This is a genomic window from Kitasatospora sp. CMC57 (genome assembly GCF_045866025.2).
Taxonomy (GTDB): domain Bacteria; phylum Actinomycetota; class Actinomycetes; order Streptomycetales; family Streptomycetaceae; genus Kitasatospora.
Genome location: NZ_AP035881.2, coordinates 1,148,769 through 1,169,744 on the forward strand (window position 1 = coordinate 1,148,769; position 20,976 = coordinate 1,169,744).

Below are 20,976 nucleotides of genomic sequence, written 5' to 3' on the forward strand. Positions count from 1 at the left end.
ACTCGCCCGATCATCCGTCCGATCACCCGTCAAGGAGCCAGAACATGACCACCACCCTCGAGCCCACCGCCCAGGTCGTCGCCAACCCCGGCCACGGCGAGTCCTTCACCGAGCACATGATCAGCATGGAGTGGAACGAGCAGGACGGCTGGTCGGCCCCCGAGCTGACCTCGCTGCAGAACCTCTCCATCCACCCCGGCATGATCGGCCTGCACTACGGCCAGGTCGCCTTCGAGGGCCTCAAGGCGCACCGCAGGGCCGACGGCGCGATGGGCGTCTGGCGCTCCGCCGACCACGCCCTGCGGTTCCAGCGCTCCTGCGCCCGGCTCGCCATGCCGGAGCTCCCGGCGGACGTCTTCGTCTCGGTGGTCGACCAGCTGATCAACGCCGACCAGGGCAGCCTCTCCGACGACCCGTCCCACAGCATCTACCTGCGGCCGATGATGTTCGGCACCGACACCTCGCTGATGCTGCGGCCGTCCCGGACCTACCGCTTCCTGCTGATGGCCTTCGTCGCGGGGGGCTTCTTCGGCGAGAACACCGAGTCGGTCTCGGTCTTCGTCAGCCACGACTACGTACGGGCTTTCCCCGGCGGTACCGGCAACGTGAAGATCGCGGGCAACTACGCCCCGTCCTTCCTGGCCCAGCGCGAGGCGGAGGCGGCCGGCTGCCAGCAGGTGGTCTGGCTGGACGCGGTGGAGCGGCGCTACCTGGAGGAGATGGGCGGGATGAACATGTTCCTGGTCCGCGGGCAGGGCGCGGACGCCCAGGTGATCACCCCGCAGCTCACCGGCACCCTGCTGCCCGGTGTCACCCGCAACACCATCCTCACCCTGGCCGAGCGGCTCGGTCACCGGGTCGGCGAGGAGCGGATCACCCTGGAGCAGTGGCGCCGGGAGTGCGCCGACGGCACCATCTCCGAGGTCTTCGCCTGCGGCACCGCGGCCGTCGTCACCCCGGTGGGCCGGGTCCGCGACCGGGACGGCGACTGGACCATAGGCAACGGCGCGCCCGGCCCGGTCACCCACTCCCTCCGCACCGCGCTGACCGACCTGCACCACGGCCTCGCCGCCGACCCCGAGGGCTGGCTGCACCCCACCCGCTGACGGCATCCCGCTGACGGCACGAACGGGTGGGTCCCGGCTCGCCGGGACCCACCCGTTTTAGTTCGGATACGCCCTTGAGCAGAAAACTCAAGTTCTGAACAACTTATCCACATTCTTCACCTGATCGGGCGAGCGGACGGGTGGTCCGGTGCTGCCGGGCATACCGACGATCTAGTGTCGTCACGACCGGGGAGAAGGATCGGCACGGCCGCTGACCATATCAACCCCGGTCTCCTTAGGCATATGTGACTGCCAGTCAGCACAATAGGCGGTCCGCCGTGAACCATATGAAGGAGACCCGGCAGATGTCCGTGGACGCAAGCCTGGAGACCACGCAGGCACAGGAGAAGCAGCTGAGCCTCGGCACAGCCGCTGCGCGCAATCTCGCCACCACGACCAAGTCCGCCCCGCAGATGCAGGAGATCACCTCCCGCTGGCTGCTCAAGGTGCTCCCCTGGGTGCAGACCGCCGGTGGGGCCTACCGGGTCAACCGCCGTCTGACGTACACGGTCGGGGACGGCCGGATCGACTTCATCAAGACCGGCTCCGAGGTCCGGGTCATCCCGGCCGAGCTCGGTGAACTCGCACTGCTGCGCGGCTTCGAGGACCAGGACGTGCTGACGGCGCTGGCCGCCCGGTGCGTCCAGCGCGAGTTCCGGGCCGGCGAGGTGCTGGCCGAACTCGGCGAGCCGATCGACCAGCTGCACCTGCTGGCGCACGGCAAGGTCAGCCGGTCCGGCCTGGACGCGTACGACGCGCCCACCCAGCTCGGCGTGCTGGCCGACGGCGACCGGTTCGGCGAGCAGAGCCTGACCGACGACACCGCGTTGTGGGACTACACCGTCAAGGCCGTCACCAGCGGTACCGTTCTCTCGCTCTCCCGCGCCGACTTCCAGGCCGTCCTGGACGCCTCCCCCGCGCTCCAGGCGCACATCGAGGAGTTCCTGACCCTCCCCCAGCAGCGGCAGAACGAGCTGGGCGAGGCAGAGATCGCCCTCTCGGCCGGCCACTGGGGTGAGGTCGAGCTCCCCGGTACCTTCGTCGACTACGACGCCTCCCCGCGCGAGTACGAGCTGAGCGTCGCGCAGACCGTGCTCCGGGTGCACACCCGGGTCGCCGACCTGTACAACCAGCCGATGAACCAGACCGAGCACCAGCTCCGGCTGACCATCGAGGCGCTGCGCGAGCGCCAGGAGTTCGAGCTGATCAACAACAGTGAGTTCGGCCTGCTCAACAACACCGACTTCAAGCAGCGCCTGCAGACCCACTCCGGCCCGCCCACCCCGGACGACCTGGACGAGCTGCTCAGCCGCCGCCGGGACACCGACTTCCTGCTGGCCCACCCGCGCACCATCGCCGCCATCGGCCGTGAGTTCAACTCCCGTGGCCTGTACCCGGACCACGTGGACCTGCACGGCTCCAAGGTGCCGTCCTGGCGCGGCGTTCCGATCCTGCCGTGCAACAAGATCCCGGTCAGCAAGGACCGCACAAGCTCGATCATCGCCATGCGCACCGGCGAGGAGAACCAGGGCGTGATCGGTCTGCACCAGACCGGCATCCCGGACGAGTACCAGCCGAGCCTGTCGGTCCGCTTCATGGGCATCGACGAGAAGGCGATCATCTCCTACCTGGTCACCGCCTACTACTCCGCCGCCGTCCTGGTGCCGGACGCGCTGGGTGTGCTGGAGAACGTCCAGATCGCCAACGGGCGCGACTAGTCCACCGGTTGGGCTTGCGTCGGGCGGTCCGTGGCCGGGCCGCCCGACGCCATGTCAGGGGAGACCCACGAAAGGCTTGGCACACCGATGGCGCCGCAACCCTTCCAACTGCCGGACTTCTACATGCCGTACCCGGCCCGGCTGAACCCCCATCTGGAGAGCGCCCGCGAACACTCCAAGGCATGGGCCCGCGAGATGGTGATGATCGAGGGGTCCGGGATCTGGGACGAGGACGACTTCGACCGGCACGACTACGCGCTGCTCTGTGCGTACACCCATCCGGACTGTGACGCCGCCGAGTTGGCACTGATCACCGACTGGTACGTCTGGGTGTTCTTCTTCGACGACCACTTCCTGGACATCTTCAAACGCAGCGGCGACCTGGTCGGCGGCAAGGCGTACCTGGACCGACTGCCCGCCTACATGCCGCTGGACGACAGCCGGGGCTACCCGGAGCCGACCAACGCGGTCGAGGCCGGGCTGGCCGACCTGTGGGCCCGGTCGGTACCGGCCATGTCGATGGACTGGCGGGCGCGGTTCGCGGTGGCCACCAAGGCGCTGCTGGACGAGTCCATGTGGGAGCTCGCCAACATCAACGAGGGCCGGGTCTCCAATCCGATCGAGTACATCGCGATGCGCCGCAAGGTCGGCGGCGCGCCGTGGTCGGCCGGTCTTGTGGAGCACGCGGCGGGCGCCGAGGTGCCGGCCGTGATCGCCGCCAGCCGTCCGATGGAGGTGCTGCGGGACACCTTCTCGGACGGGGTGCACCTGCGCAACGACCTGTTCTCCTACCAGCGCGAGGTCGAGGGCGAGGGCGAACTCTCCAACGGTGTACTGGTGTTGGAGCGCTTCCTGAACTGCTCCACCCAGGAGGCCGCCGAGCGGGTCAACGACCTGCTGACCTCCAGGCTCCAGCAGTTCGAGCACACCGCGCTGACCGAGGTGCCGATGCTGCTGGTCGAGCACGGGCTGGACGCCAAGGCCGCCGCCGACGTGTTCGCCTACGTCAAGGGGCTGCAGGACTGGCAGTCCGGCGGCCACGAGTGGCACCTGCGCTCCAGCCGCTACATGAACGCGTCCGCGGACACCGGCTCCGCCCTTCCCGGCTTCCTGGCCGGCCCGTCCGGGCTCGGCACCTCGGCCGCGCGGCTGTTCGGCTCGGTCGCCCGGACCATGCCCACCCGGCTGCGCAGCTTCACCCGGACCCCGTTCGAGCAGGTCGGCCCGCTCGAACTGCCGGACTTCTACCTGCCGTTCAGCAACGACCTGAGCCCGCACCTGGACCAGGCCAGGGAGCACGTGGTCGAGTGGGCGCACCGGATGGGCCTGCTGGACCTGGTCCCCGGCGTGCCCGGCTCCGGGCTGTGGACCGAGGAGAAACTGCGAGCGTACGACTTCGCGCTCTGCTCGGCCGGCATCCACCCGGACGCCACCGCGGAGCAGCTGGACCTCACCACGTCCTGGCTGACCTGGGGCACTTGGGGCGACGACCTCTACCCGCTGGTCTACGGCCGCACCGGCGACCTGCTCGGAGCGAAGCACCTGCACAGCCGGCTGCTCGAACTGATGCCGGTCGAGGGGCCTTCCGCGATCACGCCGGTCCACCCGATCGAGATCTCACTGGCCGACCTGTGGCAACGTACGGCGGGCCCGATGCCGGTCGAGTCCCGCCGGGCCTTCCGGGGCGCGGTCGAACGGATGCTGGAGAGCTGGCTCTGGGAGCTGGCGAACCAGATCCAGAACCACATCCCGGACCCGGTGGACTACATCGAGATGCGGCGGCAGACCTTCGGCTCGGACCTCACCCGGGCACTGGCCCGGCTGGCCCGGGGCAACAGCATCCCGGCGGAGGTGTTCACCTCCACCCCGGTCGTCGAGCTGGAGGCGGCCGCCGCCGACTACTCCTGCATGATGAACGACGTGTTCTCCTACCAGAAGGAGATCCAGTTCGAGGGCGAGCTGCACAACATCGTGCTGGTGGTGCAGAACTTCCTCGACTGCGACCGGCACCAGGCGCTGGGCATCGTGAGCGACCTGATGACCAGCAGGATGAAGCAGTTCGAGCACCTCACCGAGATCGAACTCCCGGCACTGCTCGACGAGTTCGGGCTCGAGGCGGAGGCCCGCCGGGAGCTGGAGGGCTACGTCCAGGAGATCCGGCACTGGATGTACGGAATCCTGGTCTGGCACGCCGGCTGCAACCGCTACAACGAGGCCGCGCTGCTGCGGCACTTCGCCCCGGCCACCACTCCGGTCCGGCAGCCACTCGGCGGCCCGACCGGCCTGGGCACGTCGGCGGCCCGGGTGCTGGAGCTGATCGGCGGGAGCTGATCCCGCGCAGGAGGGGTCCGGGTGTGCGCGCACCCGGGCCCCTTCGGCGCACCGTCCAATTCGCTGAACAATCAGACTGGCTGACGATCCGTTAGCCCTTTCGAGGTATTCAGTGTCCAACTGGAGAACCTATCCACCCGTTCGCTCGGTGATCTTCCATGTGAGCGACAACTCCCCTTCGACAGTGCGCCGATGGCTCTGGCGAGCCGTCACGGTCGCAGGTGCGACCGCGCTCTGCTCCGCCCTGGCGGGGGCCGCTCCCGGCGCACCGCAGGACCACGGCAACCCCGGCCGTGGGAACGGCTACGGCTGGTGCGTGCGGGTCGAGTTGGGCCTCGCACCGGTCGCGGTCGATGTCACGACCTCGTTCGAGTTCGAGTTCGGCAGCGACGCCGGCAACGGCCAGGGGCATGACCACTGGCCGCCGTGGCCCTGGCCGCCGCCGCACCACCCGTGCCCGCCGAAGCCCACGCCCACGCCTTCCCCCTCGCCGACGCCCAAGCCGTCCCCCTCCCCGACACCGACCCCGAAGACTTCGCCGACCCCGGCACCGCCGTCGCCGACCCCACCGCCGCCGGCCTCCCCCACGCCCAGGGTGACGCCGCGTCCGACCCCAACGCCGACGCCGCCCCGCGCGGTGGTTCCCCCGCCGGCCGTCACCCCGACACCCACCGTGGCGCCGCAGCCTCCCGCGCCCGTTCCGGCCCCTGCCGTAACGTTCCGCCGCCCCGCCCCCGTGGCGGCCACCGAGCCGCCCAAGCGGACCGGGATGCCGCCGACCAGGACCATCCTGCTGGTGACCGTCCCGGCGGTCCTGGCGGCCGGGGCCCTGCGGCCCCGCGGCCGTTCCTCCGGCGGTGGTCGTGGCCGCTCCTGAACCCCCGTTCCCGGCACGCCGCCTGAACGAACCCCACCTTCCCCGGAACACCGAATTGGAGCTCTCTCATGTCTGAGTGGGTGGCACTCCTCATCGCCATGGGCGCCGTCTGCGCCGTGGTGCTGGCGGTCGTCGTACTGCGGCAACGTCGGGTCGGTGAGGACGACGACCCGTCGGAGACCCCGGACGTCATCGAGTACATGACGATGATGATCGGCGTGGTCTACGCGATCGTCCTCGGCCTCGCCATCGCCGGTGTCTGGGAGGGCATGGGATCGGCCCAGGCCGACACCCTGCGCGAGGCCCAGGCGCTGCACGAGGTGAGCGCCCGCGCCGAGGTGCTCCCGCCGGACGCCCGCGACAAGGTCCGCAGCCAGGTCGATGCCTACGTCTCGTACGTGATCCACACCGAGTGGTCGTACATGGAGCAGAAGGAGGAGATCTCCCCCGAGGGCACCGAGCTGCTCGACCAGCTGCGCCGCACGGTGAGCGAGCGGACCCCGCAGAGCGAGCTCGAGAACCAGGCCTACCAGCCCATGGTCGAGCGCATCGCCACCGCCGACGAGGCCCGCAACTCCCGTGGCCAGAGCGTCGGTCCGACCATGCCGGGCGTGGTCTGGTTCGGCCTGGTGGTCGGCGCCGCGGTCACCGTGGCCATGCTCTTCGCCCTCCAGATCCGCCGCTCCCCGCGCGAGTTGCTGCTCGCCGCCGCCTTCTCCGCCCTGATCGGCTTCCTGCTCTTCCTGATCTGGGACTTCGACAATCCCTTCGGCCGCGGCCTCTCCGTCACCGCCCAGCCCTTCATCGACCTCTTCCCCGGCCTCGGCTGACCCCTCCGGCAGCGAGGGCCCCGGCGGATCATCCCGCCGGGGCCCTCGCTGTCGGTGCGACGGTGCGGGCTGCCGCCAGGTTCGTGAACAACGCCTACGGGTTCGCGGACGCGGTGGCCCCGGCGGATCCTCCACTGCGCCACGGCGCTGAGCCAGGTCCCGACGGCACCGCCGGGTGCTGCCGGTGCCTCCGCAGCGCCCCGGTAGGCTGCCGGGTGCCCCTTCCGACCTGCGTGTTCCGTGCCGAGGAGTCCGTGTTGAGCAGCGTCCCGCCCGTACTGCCTCCCGGGCCGCAGATCGTGGTGGCCGGGATCGGTGCCGACGGCTGGGCCGGGCTCGGCGGGTCGGCCAGGGCTGCGCTGCGGGCGGCCGCGGTGGTGCTCGGGGGACCGCGGCAGCTGAACCTGCTCCCCACCGAGGTGACGGCGGTCCGGATCGCCTGGCCGACGCCGCTGCGGCCCGCCGTCCCCGCCCTGCTGGCCGAGTACGCGGGTCAGGGCCTGGCGGTGCTGGCCAGTGGAGACCCGATGTTCTTCGGGATCGGCCGGGCGCTCGCCGAGGTGGCGGGGACCGAGCGGCTGCACGTGCTGCCGCACCCCTCCTCGCTGTCGTACGCCTGCGCCCGGCTGGGCTGGCCGCTGGAGTCGACGGAGGTGGTCAGCCTGGTCGGCCGGCCGCTGGAGACGCTGAACCTCGCACTGCACCCGGGCCGTCGCCTGCTGGTCCTGAGTGCGGACGCCACCACCCCCGCCGCCGTGGCCGACCTGCTGACCCGTCAGGGCTGGGGCGCCACCAGGCTCCGCGTACTCGAACAACTCGGCGGCCCGGCCGAGCAGCGGCGGGAAGGCACCGCTGCCGACTGGCCGCACCCGCCCGGCGACCCGCTGAACGTGATCGCCCTCGACTGCGCCGAGGACGGCCCCCGCAGCTCGGTGGTCCCAGGTCTGCCCGACGACGCGTACGAGTCGGACGGCCAGCTGACCAAGCGTCACGTCCGGGCCGCCACCCTCGCCACGCTCGCCCCCAACCCCGGCGAACTGCTCTGGGACATCGGTGGCGGCTCGGGCTCGATCGCGATCGAGTGGCTCCGCGCGCACCGCGACTGCCAGGCCGTCAGCGTCGAACGCTCCCCGGTCCGGGCCGAGCGGATCGGCCGGAACGCGGCCGCCCTCGGCGTACCCCGCCTGCGGGTGGTGACCGGCCCCGCGCCCGCCGCCCTGGAGGGCATGCCGACCCCCGACGCGATCTTCGTCGGCGGCGGCCTCACCGCGCCGGGGCTGCTCGACGCCTGCTGGGCGGCGCTGCCGCCCGGCGGACGGCTGGTCGCCAACACCGTGACGCTGGAGTCCGAGGCGCTGCTCACCGGGTGGTACCGGCGGCACGGCGGCGAACTGCTCCGGCTGGCGGTGGCCCACGCCGTCCCGGTCGGCGGCTTCACCGGCTGGCGCCAGGCCATGCCGGTCACCCAGTGGTCGGTGGTCAAGGACCTACGAGAGGACACGGCATGACCGTCTACTTCATCGGCGCGGGCCCCGGCGCCGCCGACCTGATCACCCTGCGCGGCCAGCGCCGGATCGCCGCCAGCCCGGTCTGCCTGTACGCGGGCAGCCTGGTGCCGCGCGAGTTGCTCGCCGAGTGCCCGCCCGACGCCCGGCTGATCGACACCGCCGACCTGAACCTCGACCAGATCGTCGCCGAACTGGTCCGCGCCCACGAGGCCGGCCAGGACGTGGCCCGGCTGCACTCCGGCGACCCGTCCGTGTTCAGCGCGGTCGCCGAGCAGATGCGGCGCCTCGACGCGGCGGGCGTCCCGTACGAGGTGGTCCCCGGCGTGCCCGCCTTCGCCGCCGCCGCGGCCGCCCTCAAGCGCGAGCTGACCGTCCCGACGGTGGGTCAGACCGTCATCCTGACCCGGGTCTCCCGCCAGGCCACCCCCATGCCCGAGGGCGAGGACCTCGCCACCCTGGGCCGCAGCGGCGCCCTGCTGGTGCTGCACCTGGCGACCCGCTACGTGGAGAGCGTGGTCGAGGAGCTGCTCCCGCACTACGGCGCCGACTGCCCCGCCGCCGTGGTCGCCATGGCCAGCCGCCCCGACGAACTGGTCCTCCGCGGCACCCTCGGCGACATCGCCACCCAGGTCAAGGAGGCGGGCGTCCTCCGCACCGCCGTCATCCTGGTCGGCCGCACCCTGGGCGCCTCCCAGTTCCGCGACAGCCACCTCTACTCGGCCGACCGCGACCGCGACCACGCCTGCGACTGACCGGACAGCGCGGACGACCGGCGCTCGGGCCCTGCGAAAGGCCCGAGCTCACTCCCAGTCCGGGTGCTCCCGCGTGGCCCAGGCCCGGTCCACGCTGCCGGTGCGCATGCCGCGCCGGGCCTCCGGGTCCTTGACGGCCAGCCAGACGTGGCCGACCACGGCGATCGCCACGGCCAACGCGAGCCAGTCGTGGACGAAGGTGGCGCCGGTGCGCCAGATCAGCGGGGCGAGGTGGGTGAACCACATCAGCAGCCCGGTCCCGAGCATCACCAGGACCGCGCCGGCCGTCCAGGCCGCGTACAGCTTCTGGCCCGCGTTGAACTTGCCCGCAGGCCGACGGTACGAGCGCTGCCGCACCGCCCGGAGCCAGGCCCGGTCGGCCGCGGTGAAGCGGTTCAGCCGGGTCAGGTCGGCGCGCAGCGCGCGGGAGACCAGGCCGAGCAGCAGCGGCACCGGCAGCAGCAGCCCGGACCACTCGTGCACCAGAACCACCAGCCGCCGCCGGCCGACCAGTTGGGACAGCGGCGGGTAGTACAGGAAAGCCGCCGTGACCAGGCAGCTCAGCATCAGTGCGGCGGTGGCCCGGTGCACCCACCGCTCGGCAGGACTGAACCTCGGCACCCGCTCAGGCAGTGGGGACATCGTCACGTCCGTTCGACTTTCCGACCCAGGCGTCGACGTCGTAGCCGAGCCGCTCCCAGTAGCCGGGCTCGACGGCGGAGGTCACGGTGATGCCCGAGAGCCACTTGGCGGACTTGTAGAAGTACATCGGTGCCACGTACAGCCGGACCGGACCGCCGTGCTCGTGGCTCACCGGGGCGTCCCGCATCTTGAGCGCCACCAGGACGTCGTCCCGCCTGGCCTGGTCGAGCGTCAGGCTCTCGGTGTAGGCGCCGTCGAAGCAGCTCAGCCGCACCGCCGTGGCGCCGGCCCGGACCCCGGCCGCATCCAGCAGGTCCGCGAGCCGGACGCCCTCGAAGGGGGTGGCGGGCACCCGCCAGCCGGTGACGCACTGCACGTCGCGGACGATCCGGTGCTGCGGCAGTGCCTCCAGCTCGGGCAGCCGGTAGCTCGCCGGGCGGTCGACCAGGCCGTCCACGGTCAGGGTGTAGTCGGCGGCCGTCCGGGGCGTCACCGAGCTGACCACGGAGTAGTACCGGAAGCCGCCGCCCCCGGGCAGCAGACCGGTCAGCCCGGTCGGGTCCTTGCTGGTGACCGCCTCCACGCCGCGCTGCAGGAACGGCCCGGCCGCGACGCCCGCCGCGCCCAGCCCGAGCATGGCGAGCACCACCCGCCGCCCGACCGGCACACCCGAGGTCCCACCGTCTTCCGTCACACCCCGATTGGATCAGCCCGGGCCGCCCCTGGCCAGTGCCTGCGGCCGGACGTCAGACTCTCGTCATCTTTGACGTCCGTCCCCGGCCCTCAGGCCCGGCCGACGATCGTCCCCGCCCGGTCGATGCAGATCACGTCCACCGCGACCGGCGCACCGCGCAGCACGTCGAGTGCGGTGGCCCGGGCACCCGCCGCGACCAGGTCGCCGAGCGGCACACCGGCGGCCGAGCAGAGCTGGATCGCCTCCAGCGCGGTGTTGGCCGCCGCCACCGACGCCGTCAGCTCGACGGACGCGCCGCCCTGCCGGGCGAGCGAGGCGAGGTAGCCCTTGTCGACCTGGGAGCGCGCCGAGTGCAGGTCGAGGTGCCCGGCGGCGAGCTTGGAGAGCTTGGCGAAGCCGCCCGCGATGGTGAGCCGGTCGACCGGGTGGCGCTTGACGTACTTGAGCACGGCGCCCGCGAAGTCGCCCATGTCGAGCAGGGCGTCCTCGGGCAGCCCGTGCACCGCGACGGCGACCTTCTCCGAGGTGGAACCGGTGCACCCGGCCACGTGCGTACGCCCCGCCGCCCTGGCCACGTCCACCCCGCGCCGGATGCTGTCGATCCAGGCCGAGCAGGAGTACGGCACCACGATGCCGGTGGTGCCCAGAATGGAGAGGCCCCCGAGGATGCCCAGCCGGGGGTTCCAGGTGGAGCGGGCGATCTCCTCGCCGTGGTCGACCGAGATCTCCACCTCGACGTCACCGGCGCCGCCGTGCCGGGACGCGACCTCCGCCAGGTGATCCCGCATCAGCTGCCGGGGCACCGGGTTGATGGCGGGCTCGCCGACCGGGATCGGGAGCCCCGCCTTGGTGACCGTACCGACGCCGGGACCGGCCCGGAAGACCACGCCGCTGCCGGGCGGGCCGAGCCGTACGGTGGAGCGGATCAGGGCCCCGTGCGTGACGTCCGGATCGTCCCCGGCATCCTTGACCACAGCGGCCATCGCCCGGCCGTCGGCCAGCAGTTCGGCAGCCAACGCGAAGGCGGGCCGCTGGCCCTTGGGCAGGGTGATGGTCACCGGGTCGGGGAACTCGCCGGTCAGCAGGGCGGTGTACGCCGCCGTGGTGGCGGCGGTCGCGCAGGCCCCGGTCGTCCAGCCGGGCCGCAGGCCGCTGCTCTTCAGCTGTCCGGCCCGGCCTCCCGTAGTCTCACCAGCCACGTACGTCCCCTGGAGTTCCGTTGCACATCCTGATCCTCGGCGGCACCACCGAAGCCCGCGAACTGGCCGCCGCGCTCGCCGACCGTACCGGGCCCCGGGTGACCGGTGCGACGGCCGGGCGGGTGGCGCAGCTCCGGGTGACCAGTTCGCTGGCCGGGCGGGTGGCGCAGCCCCGGCTGCCCGAGGGCGACGTGCGGGTCGGCGGTTTCGGCGGGGCGGCCGGACTGGCGGCGTGGCTGCGGGACGAGGCGGTGGACGCGGTCATCGATGCCACCCATCCCTTCGCCGGCACCATCAGTCGGAACGCGGCCGAGGCGGCCGCCGAGGTCCATGTTCCCCTGCTGGCCCTGCGTCGTCCCAGTTGGGTGCCGGTTCCCGGCGACCGCTGGCACCCGGTCGGCTCCCTGGACGCGGCGGCCGCGCTGCTCCCGACGCTCGGCAGCCGGATCTTCCTGACCACGGGACGCCAGGGGCTGGCCGCCTTCGCCGTCCTGGACGGGCTCTTCTTCCTGGCCCGCTCGGTGGACGCGCCCGAGCCGCCGCTGCCCCGGCAGACCGAGGTGCTGCTCGACCGGGGCCCGTTCACCCTGGACGGCGAGCGGGCGGTGCTGCGCGAGCACCGGATCGACGTGCTGGTCACCAAGGACAGCGGCGGCGCGGCCACCGCCCCCAAGCTCACCGCAGCCCGCGAACTCGGCCTGCCGGTCGTGGTGGTCCGCCGTCCGGAACCGCCGGTGGGTGTACCGACGGTCCCGAATGTACCGTCAGCCCTGGGCTGGCTCGCGCAGCTGTGAGAGCGCGGTCTCCAGGGCGTCCTCGGCCTTGACCGCGATGTCCGGGACCACGCCGACGCCTTCCCAGTTGGTCCCGGTGACCGGGTTGATCGAGCGGGCGGTCGGCACCGTCACCGCGATGTGCGGGGTGAGCGCGAAGCGGTCGGTCGGGTGGGCGCCGCCCCGGGTGGTCTCGCCGATCAGCGTGGCGCGCTTCAGCGCCTGCAGGTTGTAGGCCAGCTCCTCACCGCCGGAGAAGGTGAACGCGGCGGTCAGCACGGTCACCGGGCGGTCCAGATAGCGCGGCGCCGGCAGGTGCGGGTAGGTCCAGAACTGCCGGGTGGAGTCGGTCTCCCGGTCGTAGATGTCGTTCAGGTGCACCTCGTCGTCGGCGAAGAGGAAACTGCACCAGAGCGCGACGCCGTTCGGCGAGCCGCCCCGGCAGTTCCGCAGGTCGATCACCAGGCCGTCGGTGTGCGCCACCAGCTGCATGGCGGCGCCGAACGCCTGGTACCCGGCATCGGCGTCCGGGATGAACCGCAGGTCGAGGTAGCCGAGGTTGCCGTCGAGGTGCTCCGCCCTGGCGATACCGAAGTTGCCCCTGCGGTAGTACTCCGCCCAGCGCTCCTTCTCCTCCTCCGGCGAGTCCTCCTCCTCGACCGGTACCGCCTCGTCGCTCCAGAGCAGCCGCAGGTGCTTGTCCGGTCGCACCTCCTGGAGGTGCCCGGTCACGGCCGCGCACAGCTCGGGGCCGGCCAGCCCGTCGTACTCACCACGGGCCGCGCGCCCGCGCAGCGCCGCGTCGATCCCGGCGGTCAGTTCCGGAAAGACGTACCGGTCGTTGATCTTGGCCAGGGCAGCGTCGAGAATCTCGAGGTTTGAGGTCACGAGGGGCGATGGTACGAGCCATCGCCCCTGAGCCACCATCAGTTAAACCTCCGGGTACCGCCGGGGCGTCCAGACCACCTCGGTGCCGTTGTCCCTGACCACCGCCTGGGTCTGCGAGGAGCCGATCAGCAGGATGGTCCGCATGTCCACCTGCCCCGGGTCCAGCTCGCCGAGCCGGACGGTCCGGACCCGCTCGGTCGGCCCGCCGACGTCACGGGCCATCACCACCGGGGTGTCGGCGGCGCGGTGTTCGAGCAGCAGGTCACGGGCCAGGCCGACCTGGGTGGTGCGGGACTGCGAGCCCGGGTTGTACAGCGCCAGCACCAGGTCGGCCTCGGCGGCGGCGCGCAGCCGGGCCGCCACCACCTCCCAGGGCTTGAGCCGGTCGGAGAGCGAGACCACCGCGTAGTCGTGGCCGAGCGGGGCACCGGCCCGGGAGGCGGCGGCGTGCGCGGCCGTCATCCCGGGGACGATCCGCACCGGCACCGAGCGGTACGGGTCGGCGCAGGCCGCCTCCAGCACGGCGGTGGCCATCGCGAAGACGCCCGGGTCGCCGGAGGAGACCACCGCGACCCGGCGGCCACGCCGGGCCAGGTCGAGGGCGAACTCGGCGCGTTCGGCCTCCACCTTGTTGTCCGAACCGTGCCGCTGCTGCCCCGCCCGCACCGGCACCCGGTCGAGGTACGTGGTGTAGCCCACCAGGTCGGTGGCGGCGGCGAGTTCACCGCGCGCCTCGGGGGTGAGCCAGAGCGGTCCGGCCGGTCCGGTGCCGATCACGACCACCTCGCCGGGGCCGTCGTACGCCGGCGCCGAGGCACCGGCCGCGACCCGGCTCGGCAGCACGGCCACCGAGAAGTACGGCACGGAGGCGGGGTCCACCTCCGCCAGCGGCAGGGTCCGCTCGCCGGGCATGGTGGCCCGCTCGACGTACTGCGCCTCCGCCAGGCGTCCGGACCGCTCCAGCGCCCGCCGTACGGTGGGGAAGGTCCGGCCGAGCTTCATCACCACGGCCGAGTCGGCCGAGGCCAGCCGGGCCGTCAGCTCCTCCTCCGGCAGCGTGCCGGGCAGGATGGTGAGCACCTCCTCGGCCTCCACCAGCGCCTTGCCGAGCCGGGCGGCGGCGGCGCTGACCGAGGTCACGCCGGGCACCACCTCGGTCGGGTAGCGGTGCGCCAGCCGCTTGTGCATGTGCTGGTACGAGCCGTAGAACAGCGGGTCGCCCTCGGCCAGCACCACCACGGTGCGGCCCGCGTCCAGGTGCGCGGCCAGCCGGTCGGCGGCCTGCTCGTAGAACTCGTCCAGCGCGCCCCGGTAGCCGCCGGGGTGGTCGGTGGTCTCGACCGTGATCGGGTAGACCAGCTTCTCCTCGACCACGCCCTCGCGGAAGTACGGCGCCGCGATCGAGCGGGCGATCGACCGGCCGTGCCGGGCGCTGTGGTACGCCACCACGTCCGCCTCGCCGATCAGCCGGGCGGTCTTGACGGTCACGAGCTCCGGGTCGCCGGGGCCGAGCCCGACGCCGTACAGCCGGCCGGTCGTACGTTCCGTCATTCGACTTCGCTCGCAATCGCGTTGATCGCGGCAGCCGCTATCGCGCTGCCGCCACGGCGGCCTCGGACCACCAGGTGCTCCAGGCCGGACGGGTGCGCGGCCAGCGCCTCCTTGGACTCGGCCGCGCCGATGAAGCCGACCGGCACGCCGATCACGGCGGCCGGGCGGGGAGCCCCGGCCTCGATCATCTCCAGCAGCCGGAACAGCGAGGTCGGCGCGTTGCCGACGGCGACCACCGCACCCTCCAGGTGCGGCAGCCAGAGCTCCATCGCGGCGGCGCTGCGGGTGTTGCCCAGCTCCTTGGCCAGCCCGGGGACGGACGGGTCGGAGAGCGTGCAGATCACCTGGTTGTCGGCGGGCAGCCGCTTGCGGGTGACGCCGCTGGCGACCATCGAGACGTCGCACAGGATCGGCGCCCCGGCCCGCAGCGCGGCCCGGGCGTCGGCGACCACACCGGGCGAGTACAGCACGTCCCGCACCAGGTCGGTCATCCCGCAGGCGTGGATCATCCGCACCACGACCTGGGAGACGTCGGCCGGCAGGTGGGCCAGCTCGGCCTCGGCCCGAATGGTGGCAAAGGACTCGCGGTAGATGGCCGCACCGTCCTTCTCGTACTCGATCACGTGGTCCTCCGGGCCTCGGCTACCGCCTCGGCCATCTGCTCCGTTGTCAGGTCCTGCGAGGTCTGTCCGTCGTTCCGGTGCGCCGTCACCCGGTAGCCCTGCCCGGTGGCGAGCACGTCCACCCACTCGCCCGCCGGGTGCCCGCACCGCCGCTCGCAGCCGGACCAGTGCACCGGCAGCCCGGGTACGCCGCGGGTCAGCGCCCGCGCCGCGTCCGCCCGTACGTCGGCGAGCGACTTGGCGCAGCCCGGCGCCCCGGTGCAGGCGGTGGCCCGCTCCCAGGCCGTGCCCGGGGTGGCGAGCAGCCCGTCCGGGGCGGGGCCGGTGGCGCCGGGGAGCACCACGCTGCGCCAGGGGGTGATCCGCAGCTCGGACGCGGCGGCGGCGAGCTCCCGCCACTGGTCGGCGGTGACCCGGCCGAACCGGGTGCCGACCACCAACCCGCCGGGGAACGGTCCGGGCGCGGGCGGCCTGCCGGTCAGGGCGGGGAGCGGCTCGGCGCCGGCATCGAGGAGGTGGGGCGCGTCCCGTACGAACCAGGCCGTGCCGCCGGCCGCGGCGAGGAACTCCTCGGCGGCGGCGAGTGCGGCCGACGCCTCGTCACCCGGCGCCACCCGGCGGGCGGTGACGGCCCGCCCGAGCCGCAGCAGGGCACCGCCGCCGGGGGTTGCGATCAATGTCACATCGGCGTCCAGCGCCGCGACGTCACCGCGTCCGTCGTCCAGCGCGAACAGGAAGAGGCCGGCCAGGCCCGCCGCCACCGGGCTCGCGCACAGCAGCCGGTCCAACTCCCCGACCCAGGACCGGACGTCGGCGCGCCGGGCCCCGTCCAGCCCGGCCAGCGGCGAGGCGACGATGTTGCGGACCCGTTCGTGGGTCTCGGAGGGCAGCAGTCCCGCCTCCCGCAGCACGGCCCCCAGCTCGGCACCCGAGTCGGCGGGCAGACCGCGCAGTTGGACGTTGCCGCGCGAGGTCAGCTCCAGCGCGCCGTCGCCCAGCCGCTCGGCCAGCTCGGCCAGCAGCACGGCCTGACGGTCCGTCAGCAGTCCGCCCGGAAGCCGGACCCGGGCCAGTGCGCCGTCGTCGGCCGTATGCAGACGGAGCGCTCCGGGGCAGGCGTCACCGCGCGTCCGGTCGGACGGACCGGGGCGTGGTTCGGCAGCGGCAGGCGTGGGCGGCATGGCGGCGAGCATACCGACGATCAACCGGTTCGCCGGTGTCCGGTGCATCACGTCCCCGCAGCTACCGACGATGTCAGGCCATGGTCCGCACCGGACCGCCACCCCGTACGATGCTCACCGGACGGGCCTCGCGGCTCGGCCATGCCAGCGACGGCATAAGGGGGGCCGCGCGGGTCAGGCTGGATAAGCCTGCGGCGTTGGGGTGCGTGCCTCGGCGGTGCGGAGGAGGGAGTCCATGCGGAGCATCGGCGCCCGACGACAAACCGGCGAGGTGCGTGCCCCAACGCCGCAGGCCCAGCCTGGCCCGTGCGGCCCCCGCCAGGAGGAAACCGGTGCGAACCCGGTGCGGTCCCGCCACTGTGACCACGGCTCAGCCGTGGGAGCCAGGAACTCCTGCCGTCCTCACACTGCCCGGGGCGCGGACCTCGAGGAAGGCCCCACCATGCGCTGTTCCTCGCGGTTCCTGCCTCCGTCCCGGGGCGTCGTCACGGCCGGGAGGGCCTCCGCATGATCCTGCTCCTCTCCACCTCCGACACCGACCTGCTGAGCGCGCGCGCGTCGGCCGGTCCGGTCCCGTACCGGCTGGGAAACCCGGCCCGGCTCGGCGTCGAGGACCTGCCCGAACTGCTGGACGGCACCGACCTGGTGGTGGTCCGCCTGCTCGGCGGCCGCCGAGCCTGGCAGGAGGGCCTGGACGCGCTGCTGGCCGGCCCGCGCCCGGTGATCGTCCTGACGGGTGAACAGGCCCCGGACGCCCAGCTGATGGAGCTCTCAACCGTCCCGGCCGGATTGGCCGCCGAGGCGCACGCCTACCTCGCGCACGGCGGCCCGGCCAACCTGGCCGAGCTCGGCGCCTTCCTCTCCGACACCGTGCTGCTCACCGGCCACGGCTTCGAGCCGCCCGCCTCCGCCCCGGCCTGGGGCCCGCTGGAGCGTCAGGCCGCCGAGAACGACGGCCCGCTGGTCACGGTGCTGTACTACCGCGCCCACCACATGAGCGGGAACACCGCCTTCGTCGAGACGCTCTGCCGGGCGATCGAGGACCAGGGCGCCCGGGCCCGCGCCTTCTACTGCGCCTCGCTGCGCGGCGCCGAGCCCGAGCTGCTGGCCGAGCTGGGCCAGGCCGACGCGCTGGTCACCACCGTGCTGGCGGCCGGCGGCACCCGCCCGGCCGACGCCCAGGCCGGCGGCGACGAGGAGGCGTGGGACGCAGGTGCGCTGGCCGCGCTGGACCGCCCGATCCTCCAGGCGCTCTGCCTGACCTGGTCCCGCGCGCAGTGGGAGGCCAGCGACGACGGCCTCTCCCCGCTGGACACCGCCACCCAGATCGCGGTGCCGGAGTTCGACGGCCGGCTGATCACCGTCCCGTTCTCCTTCAAGGAGCTGGATGCGGACGGCCTGACGGTCTACGCCGCCGACCCCGAGCGCGCCGCCCGGGTCGCGGGCATCGCGGTCAAGCACGCCCGGCTGCGCCATGTCCCGGCCGCCGAGAGGCGGTTGGCCCTGGTCCTGTCCGCGTACCCGACCAAGCACGCCCGGGTCGGCAACGCGGTCGGCCTGGACACCCCTGCCAGCGCGATGCGCCTGCTGGCCCGGCTGCGGGCCGAGGGCATGGACATCGGCACCGCCGTGCCCGGTCTGGACCTCGACACCGAGGACGGCCACGAGGGCGACGCGCTGATCCACGCCCTGATCGCGGCCGGTGGCTACGACCAGGACTGGCTGACGGAGGACCAGCTCGCCCGCAACCCGGTCCGCATCCCGGCCGCCGACTACCGCCGCTGGTACGCGGACCTCCCGGAGGGCCTGCGCACCAAGGTCGAGGAGCACTGGGGCCCGGCCCCCGGCGAGCTGTACGTGGACCGCTCGCAGAACCCGGACGGCGACATCGTGCTGGCCGGCATCCGCTCGGGCAACCTGCTGGTCCTGATCCAGCCGCCGCGCGGCTTCGGCGAGAACCCGGTGGCGATCTACCACGACCCCGACCTCCCGCCGAGCCACCACTACCTGGCCGCCTACCGCTGGATCGAGGCCGCGCAGGCCGACGGCGGCTTCGGCGCGCACGCCGTGGTGCACCTGGGCAAGCACGGCAACCTGGAGTGGCTGCCCGGCAAGACCGCCGCGCTCTCCGCCGAGTGCGGCCCCGACGCCGTGCTCGGTGACCTCCCGCTGGTCTACCCCTTCCTGGTGAACGACCCGGGCGAGGGCACCCAGGCCAAGCGCCGCGCCCACGCCACCCTGGTCGACCACCTGGTGCCGCCGATGGCCCGCGCCGAGTCGTACGGCGACATCGCCCGCCTGGAGCAGCTGCTCGACGAGCACGCCAACATCGCCGCGATGGACCCGGCCAAGCTGCCCGCGATCCGGGCGCAGATCTGGACCCTGATCCAGGCCGCCAAGCTGGACCACGACCTCGGTCTGGAGGAGCGCCCCGAGGACGACGGCTTCGACGACTTCCTGCTGCACGTCGACGGCTGGCTGTGCGAGATCAAGGACGCCCAGATCAGGGACGGCCTGCACGTGCTCGGCCAGGCCCCGGCCGGGGTGGACCGGGTCAACATCGTGCTCGCCATCCTGCGCGCCCGGCAGATCTGGGGCGGCGTCAGCGCGCTGCCCGGCCTGCGCGAGGCGCTCGGCCTGGACGAGGCGGCGCTCGCGCTGGGCGCCACCGACGCGGCCGAGGCACAGGCCCGGTCGCTGGTCGAGGCGATGGAGGCCGAGGACTGGGCCCCGTCCGCCGTCGAGAAGGTCTCGGCCGGTCTGCCCGACGCGGTCCGCGACGTACTGGACTTCGCCGCCCACGAGGTGGTGCCCCGACTGGCCGCCACCACCGACGAGTTGGACGCCGTGCTGCACGCGCTGGGCGGCGGCTTCGTCCCGGCCGGGCCCTCCGGTTCGCCGCTGCGCGGTCTGGTGAACGTGCTGCCCACCGGTCGCAACTTCTACTCGGTCGACCCGAAGGCCGTCCCCTCCAAGCTCGCCTGGGAGACCGGGCAGGCGCTGGCGCAGTCCCTGGTGGACCGCTACCAGGCCGACAACGACGGCCAGTTCCCGCCCTCGGTCGGCCTCTCGCTCTGGGGCACCAGCGCGATGCGGACCGCCGGCGACGACATCGCCGAGGCGTTCGCGCTGCTCGGCGTCCGCCCGGTCTGGGACGACGCCTCCCGCCGGGTCACCGGCCTGGAAGCCATCCCGCCGGCCGAGTTGGGCCGTCCCAGGATCGACGTGACGCTGCGGATCTCCGGCTTCTTCCGGGACGCCTTCCCGCACGTGGTCGCGCTGCTCGACGACGCGGTCCGGCTGGCGGCCGCCCAGGAGGAGGCCGAGGACGAGAACTTCGTCCGCGCCCACGTCCAGGCCGACCTGGCCGAGCACGGCGACGAACGCCGCGCCACCACCCGGATCTTCGGCTCCCGCCCCGGCACCTACGGCGCGGGCCTGCTCCAGCTGATCGACAGCCGGGACTGGCGCACCGACGCCGACCTGGCCGAGGTCTACACCGTCTGGGGCGGCTACGCCTACGGCCGCGAGCTGAACGGCCGCCCGGCCCGGGTTGAGATGGAGACCGCGTACAAGCGGATCACCATCGCGGCCAAGAACACCGACACCCGCGAGCACGACATCGCCGACTCGGACGACTACTTCCAGTACCACGGCGGCATGGTGGCCACCGTGCGCGCTCTCACCGGCAAGGCCCCGACCGCCTACATCGGCGACTCGACCCGCCCGGAGACGGTCCGCACCCGCACCCTCACCGAGGAGGCGGCCCGGGTCTTCCGCGCCCGGGTGGTCAACCCGCGCTGGATGGAGGCGATGCGCCGCCACGGCTACAAGGGCGCCTTCGAGATGGCCGCGACGGTGGACTACCTGTTCGGCTACGACGCCACCACCGGCGTGGTCGCCGACTGGATGTACGAGAAGCTCACCCAGGAGTACGTGCTCGACCCGACCAACCGCGAGTTCCTCAGCGGCGCCAACCCCTGGGCCCTGCACGGCATCAGCGAGCGCCTCCTCGAAGCCGCCGACCGCGGCCTCTGGGCCGAGCCCGACCCGGCCCTGATCGACGCCCTCCGCACCGCCTTCCTCGAGACCGAGGGTGACCTCGAAGGCGACAGCTAGGCCCGGTCCGGGCGATCTTGTCGGACAGCGTGCGGCGTCGGGCGCCCGGCTGGGCGTGCGGCCGGAACGGCCAAGTACCGGGTCGTACTTGGCCGTTCCGGCCGTGCGTCCAGCCGGGCTGTGACATCAGCCGCCGACGCGGCGGGTCCGACGTCGCACGCCCGGCAAAAGCGCCCGGACAGGG

General features: G+C 73.0%; 16 protein-coding genes and 1 riboswitch. Of the genes, 9 read left to right on the top strand and 7 right to left on the bottom strand.

Translation table 11 applies throughout. The features are described from left to right. The first annotated feature begins 44 nt into the window (after positions 1-44). The 7 genes from ACKUU6_RS05285 to cobM all read left to right on the top strand — a co-directional run bounded on the left by ACKUU6_RS05285 (position 45) and on the right by cobM (position 9,122). Positions 45-1,106 (top strand): branched-chain amino acid aminotransferase, encoded by a 1,062-nt coding sequence (locus ACKUU6_RS05285; protein ID WP_407987268.1) that lies wholly within the window; start codon positions 45-47, stop codon positions 1,104-1,106. Positions 1,107-1,411: 305 nt separating this feature from the next. Beyond that, a complete protein-coding gene (locus ACKUU6_RS05290; RefSeq protein WP_407987269.1) occupies positions 1,412-2,824 on the top strand; it encodes a family 2B encapsulin nanocompartment shell protein in 1,413 nt (470 codons plus the stop codon). A gap of 87 nt (positions 2,825-2,911) precedes the next feature. After that, complete coding sequence (locus tag ACKUU6_RS05295) at positions 2,912-5,155, top strand: family 2 encapsulin nanocompartment cargo protein terpene cyclase (RefSeq protein WP_407987270.1); 2,244 nt, start codon at positions 2,912-2,914, stop codon at positions 5,153-5,155. Positions 5,156-5,339: 184 nt separating this feature from the next. After that, positions 5,340-6,032 (top strand): hypothetical protein, encoded by a 693-nt coding sequence (locus ACKUU6_RS05300; RefSeq protein ID WP_407987271.1) that lies wholly within the window; start codon positions 5,340-5,342, stop codon positions 6,030-6,032. 68 nt (positions 6,033-6,100) lie between these two features. After that, positions 6,101-6,862 carry a hypothetical protein gene (locus ACKUU6_RS05305; protein WP_407987272.1) on the top strand — a complete coding sequence of 254 codons (762 nt, stop codon included), beginning with the start codon at positions 6,101-6,103 and terminating at the stop codon, positions 6,860-6,862. A 257-nt stretch (positions 6,863-7,119) separates the two neighbouring features. Next, the gene (gene cbiE / locus ACKUU6_RS05310; RefSeq protein WP_407987273.1) at positions 7,120-8,370 is read left to right on the top strand and encodes a precorrin-6y C5,15-methyltransferase (decarboxylating) subunit CbiE; all 1,251 of its coding nucleotides are present in this window, start codon (positions 7,120-7,122) and stop codon (positions 8,368-8,370) included. After that, a complete protein-coding gene (cobM, locus tag ACKUU6_RS05315) occupies positions 8,367-9,122 on the top strand; it encodes a precorrin-4 C(11)-methyltransferase (protein ID WP_407987274.1) in 756 nt (251 codons plus the stop codon). The genes cbiE and cobM overlap by 4 nt, the downstream gene beginning before the upstream one ends. Before the next feature lie 48 nt (positions 9,123-9,170). Here the strand turns inward: cobM and ACKUU6_RS05320 are convergent, their stop codons facing one another. The 3 genes from ACKUU6_RS05320 to ACKUU6_RS05330 form a co-directional block, all read right to left on the bottom strand. Then, positions 9,171-9,764 carry a cytochrome b/b6 domain-containing protein gene (locus tag ACKUU6_RS05320; protein WP_407987275.1) on the bottom strand — a complete coding sequence of 198 codons (594 nt, stop codon included), beginning with the start codon at positions 9,762-9,764 and terminating at the stop codon, positions 9,171-9,173. Continuing rightward, a complete protein-coding gene (locus ACKUU6_RS05325) occupies positions 9,748-10,458 on the bottom strand; it encodes a molybdopterin-dependent oxidoreductase (protein ID WP_407987276.1) in 711 nt (236 codons plus the stop codon). The genes ACKUU6_RS05320 and ACKUU6_RS05325 overlap by 17 nt, the downstream gene beginning before the upstream one ends. A gap of 89 nt (positions 10,459-10,547) precedes the next feature. After that, a complete protein-coding gene (locus tag ACKUU6_RS05330; RefSeq protein ID WP_407987277.1) occupies positions 10,548-11,657 on the bottom strand; it encodes a cobalt-precorrin-5B (C(1))-methyltransferase in 1,110 nt (369 codons plus the stop codon). 20 nt (positions 11,658-11,677) lie between these two features. Here ACKUU6_RS05330 and ACKUU6_RS05335 point away from each other — a divergent pair, with 20 nt between their 5' ends. After that, positions 11,678-12,451 carry a cobalt-precorrin-6A reductase gene (locus tag ACKUU6_RS05335; protein WP_407987278.1) on the top strand — a complete coding sequence of 258 codons (774 nt, stop codon included), beginning with the start codon at positions 11,678-11,680 and terminating at the stop codon, positions 12,449-12,451. Here the strand turns inward: ACKUU6_RS05335 and ACKUU6_RS05340 are convergent. Genes ACKUU6_RS05340 through ACKUU6_RS05355 form a run of 4 tightly spaced genes read right to left on the bottom strand, consistent with a single transcriptional unit; the run spans position 12,422 to position 16,673 of the window. Beyond that, positions 12,422-13,318 carry a S41 family peptidase gene (locus tag ACKUU6_RS05340; RefSeq protein ID WP_407987279.1) on the bottom strand — a complete coding sequence of 299 codons (897 nt, stop codon included), beginning with the start codon at positions 13,316-13,318 and terminating at the stop codon, positions 12,422-12,424. The two genes, ACKUU6_RS05335 and ACKUU6_RS05340, sit on opposite strands and share 30 nt — an antisense overlap. Positions 13,319-13,360: 42 nt before the next feature. After that, entirely contained in the window at positions 13,361-14,869 is a 1,509-nt protein-coding gene (locus tag ACKUU6_RS05345; RefSeq protein WP_407987280.1) for a precorrin-2 C(20)-methyltransferase, read from the bottom strand. Next, entirely contained in the window at positions 14,866-15,492 is a 627-nt protein-coding gene (locus tag ACKUU6_RS05350; protein ID WP_407987281.1) for a precorrin-8X methylmutase, read from the bottom strand. Before ACKUU6_RS05350 ends, ACKUU6_RS05345 begins: the two co-directional genes overlap by 4 nt. Continuing rightward, positions 15,489-16,673, bottom strand: coding sequence for a cobalamin biosynthesis protein CobG (locus ACKUU6_RS05355; RefSeq protein WP_407987282.1), 1,185 nt, complete (start codon positions 16,671-16,673; stop codon positions 15,489-15,491). Before ACKUU6_RS05355 ends, ACKUU6_RS05350 begins: the two co-directional genes overlap by 4 nt. Before the next feature lie 320 nt (positions 16,674-16,993). Further along, positions 16,994-17,066: riboswitch (cobalamin riboswitch) on the top strand. A 114-nt stretch (positions 17,067-17,180) separates the two neighbouring features. On the opposite strand from ACKUU6_RS05355, the gene cobN reads away from it, so the two are divergent. Next, positions 17,181-20,792, top strand: coding sequence for a cobaltochelatase subunit CobN (cobN, locus tag ACKUU6_RS05360; protein ID WP_407987283.1), 3,612 nt, complete (start codon positions 17,181-17,183; stop codon positions 20,790-20,792). Positions 20,793-20,976: the final 184 nt, after the last annotated feature.

Bases quoted from the DNA above. Each gene is read 5' to 3' on its own strand.
- ACKUU6_RS05285 (WP_407987268.1), top strand. From the start codon at position 45: ATGACCACCACCCTCGAGCCCACCGCCCAGGTCGTCGCCAACCCCGGC.
- ACKUU6_RS05290 (WP_407987269.1), top strand. From the start codon at position 1,412: ATGTCCGTGGACGCAAGCCTGGAGACCACGCAGGCACAGGAGAAGCAG.
- ACKUU6_RS05295 (WP_407987270.1), top strand. From the start codon at position 2,912: ATGGCGCCGCAACCCTTCCAACTGCCGGACTTCTACATGCCGTACCCG.
- ACKUU6_RS05305 (WP_407987272.1), top strand. From the start codon at position 6,101: ATGTCTGAGTGGGTGGCACTCCTCATCGCCATGGGCGCCGTCTGCGCC.
- cobM (WP_407987274.1), top strand. From the start codon at position 8,367: ATGACCGTCTACTTCATCGGCGCGGGCCCCGGCGCCGCCGACCTGATC.
- ACKUU6_RS05320 (WP_407987275.1), bottom strand. From the start codon at position 9,764: ATGTCCCCACTGCCTGAGCGGGTGCCGAGGTTCAGTCCTGCCGAGCGG.
- ACKUU6_RS05345 (WP_407987280.1), bottom strand. From the start codon at position 14,869: ATGACGGAACGTACGACCGGCCGGCTGTACGGCGTCGGGCTCGGCCCC.
- ACKUU6_RS05355 (WP_407987282.1), bottom strand. From the start codon at position 16,673: ATGCCGCCCACGCCTGCCGCTGCCGAACCACGCCCCGGTCCGTCCGAC.
- cobN (WP_407987283.1), top strand. From the start codon at position 17,181: ATGATCCTGCTCCTCTCCACCTCCGACACCGACCTGCTGAGCGCGCGC.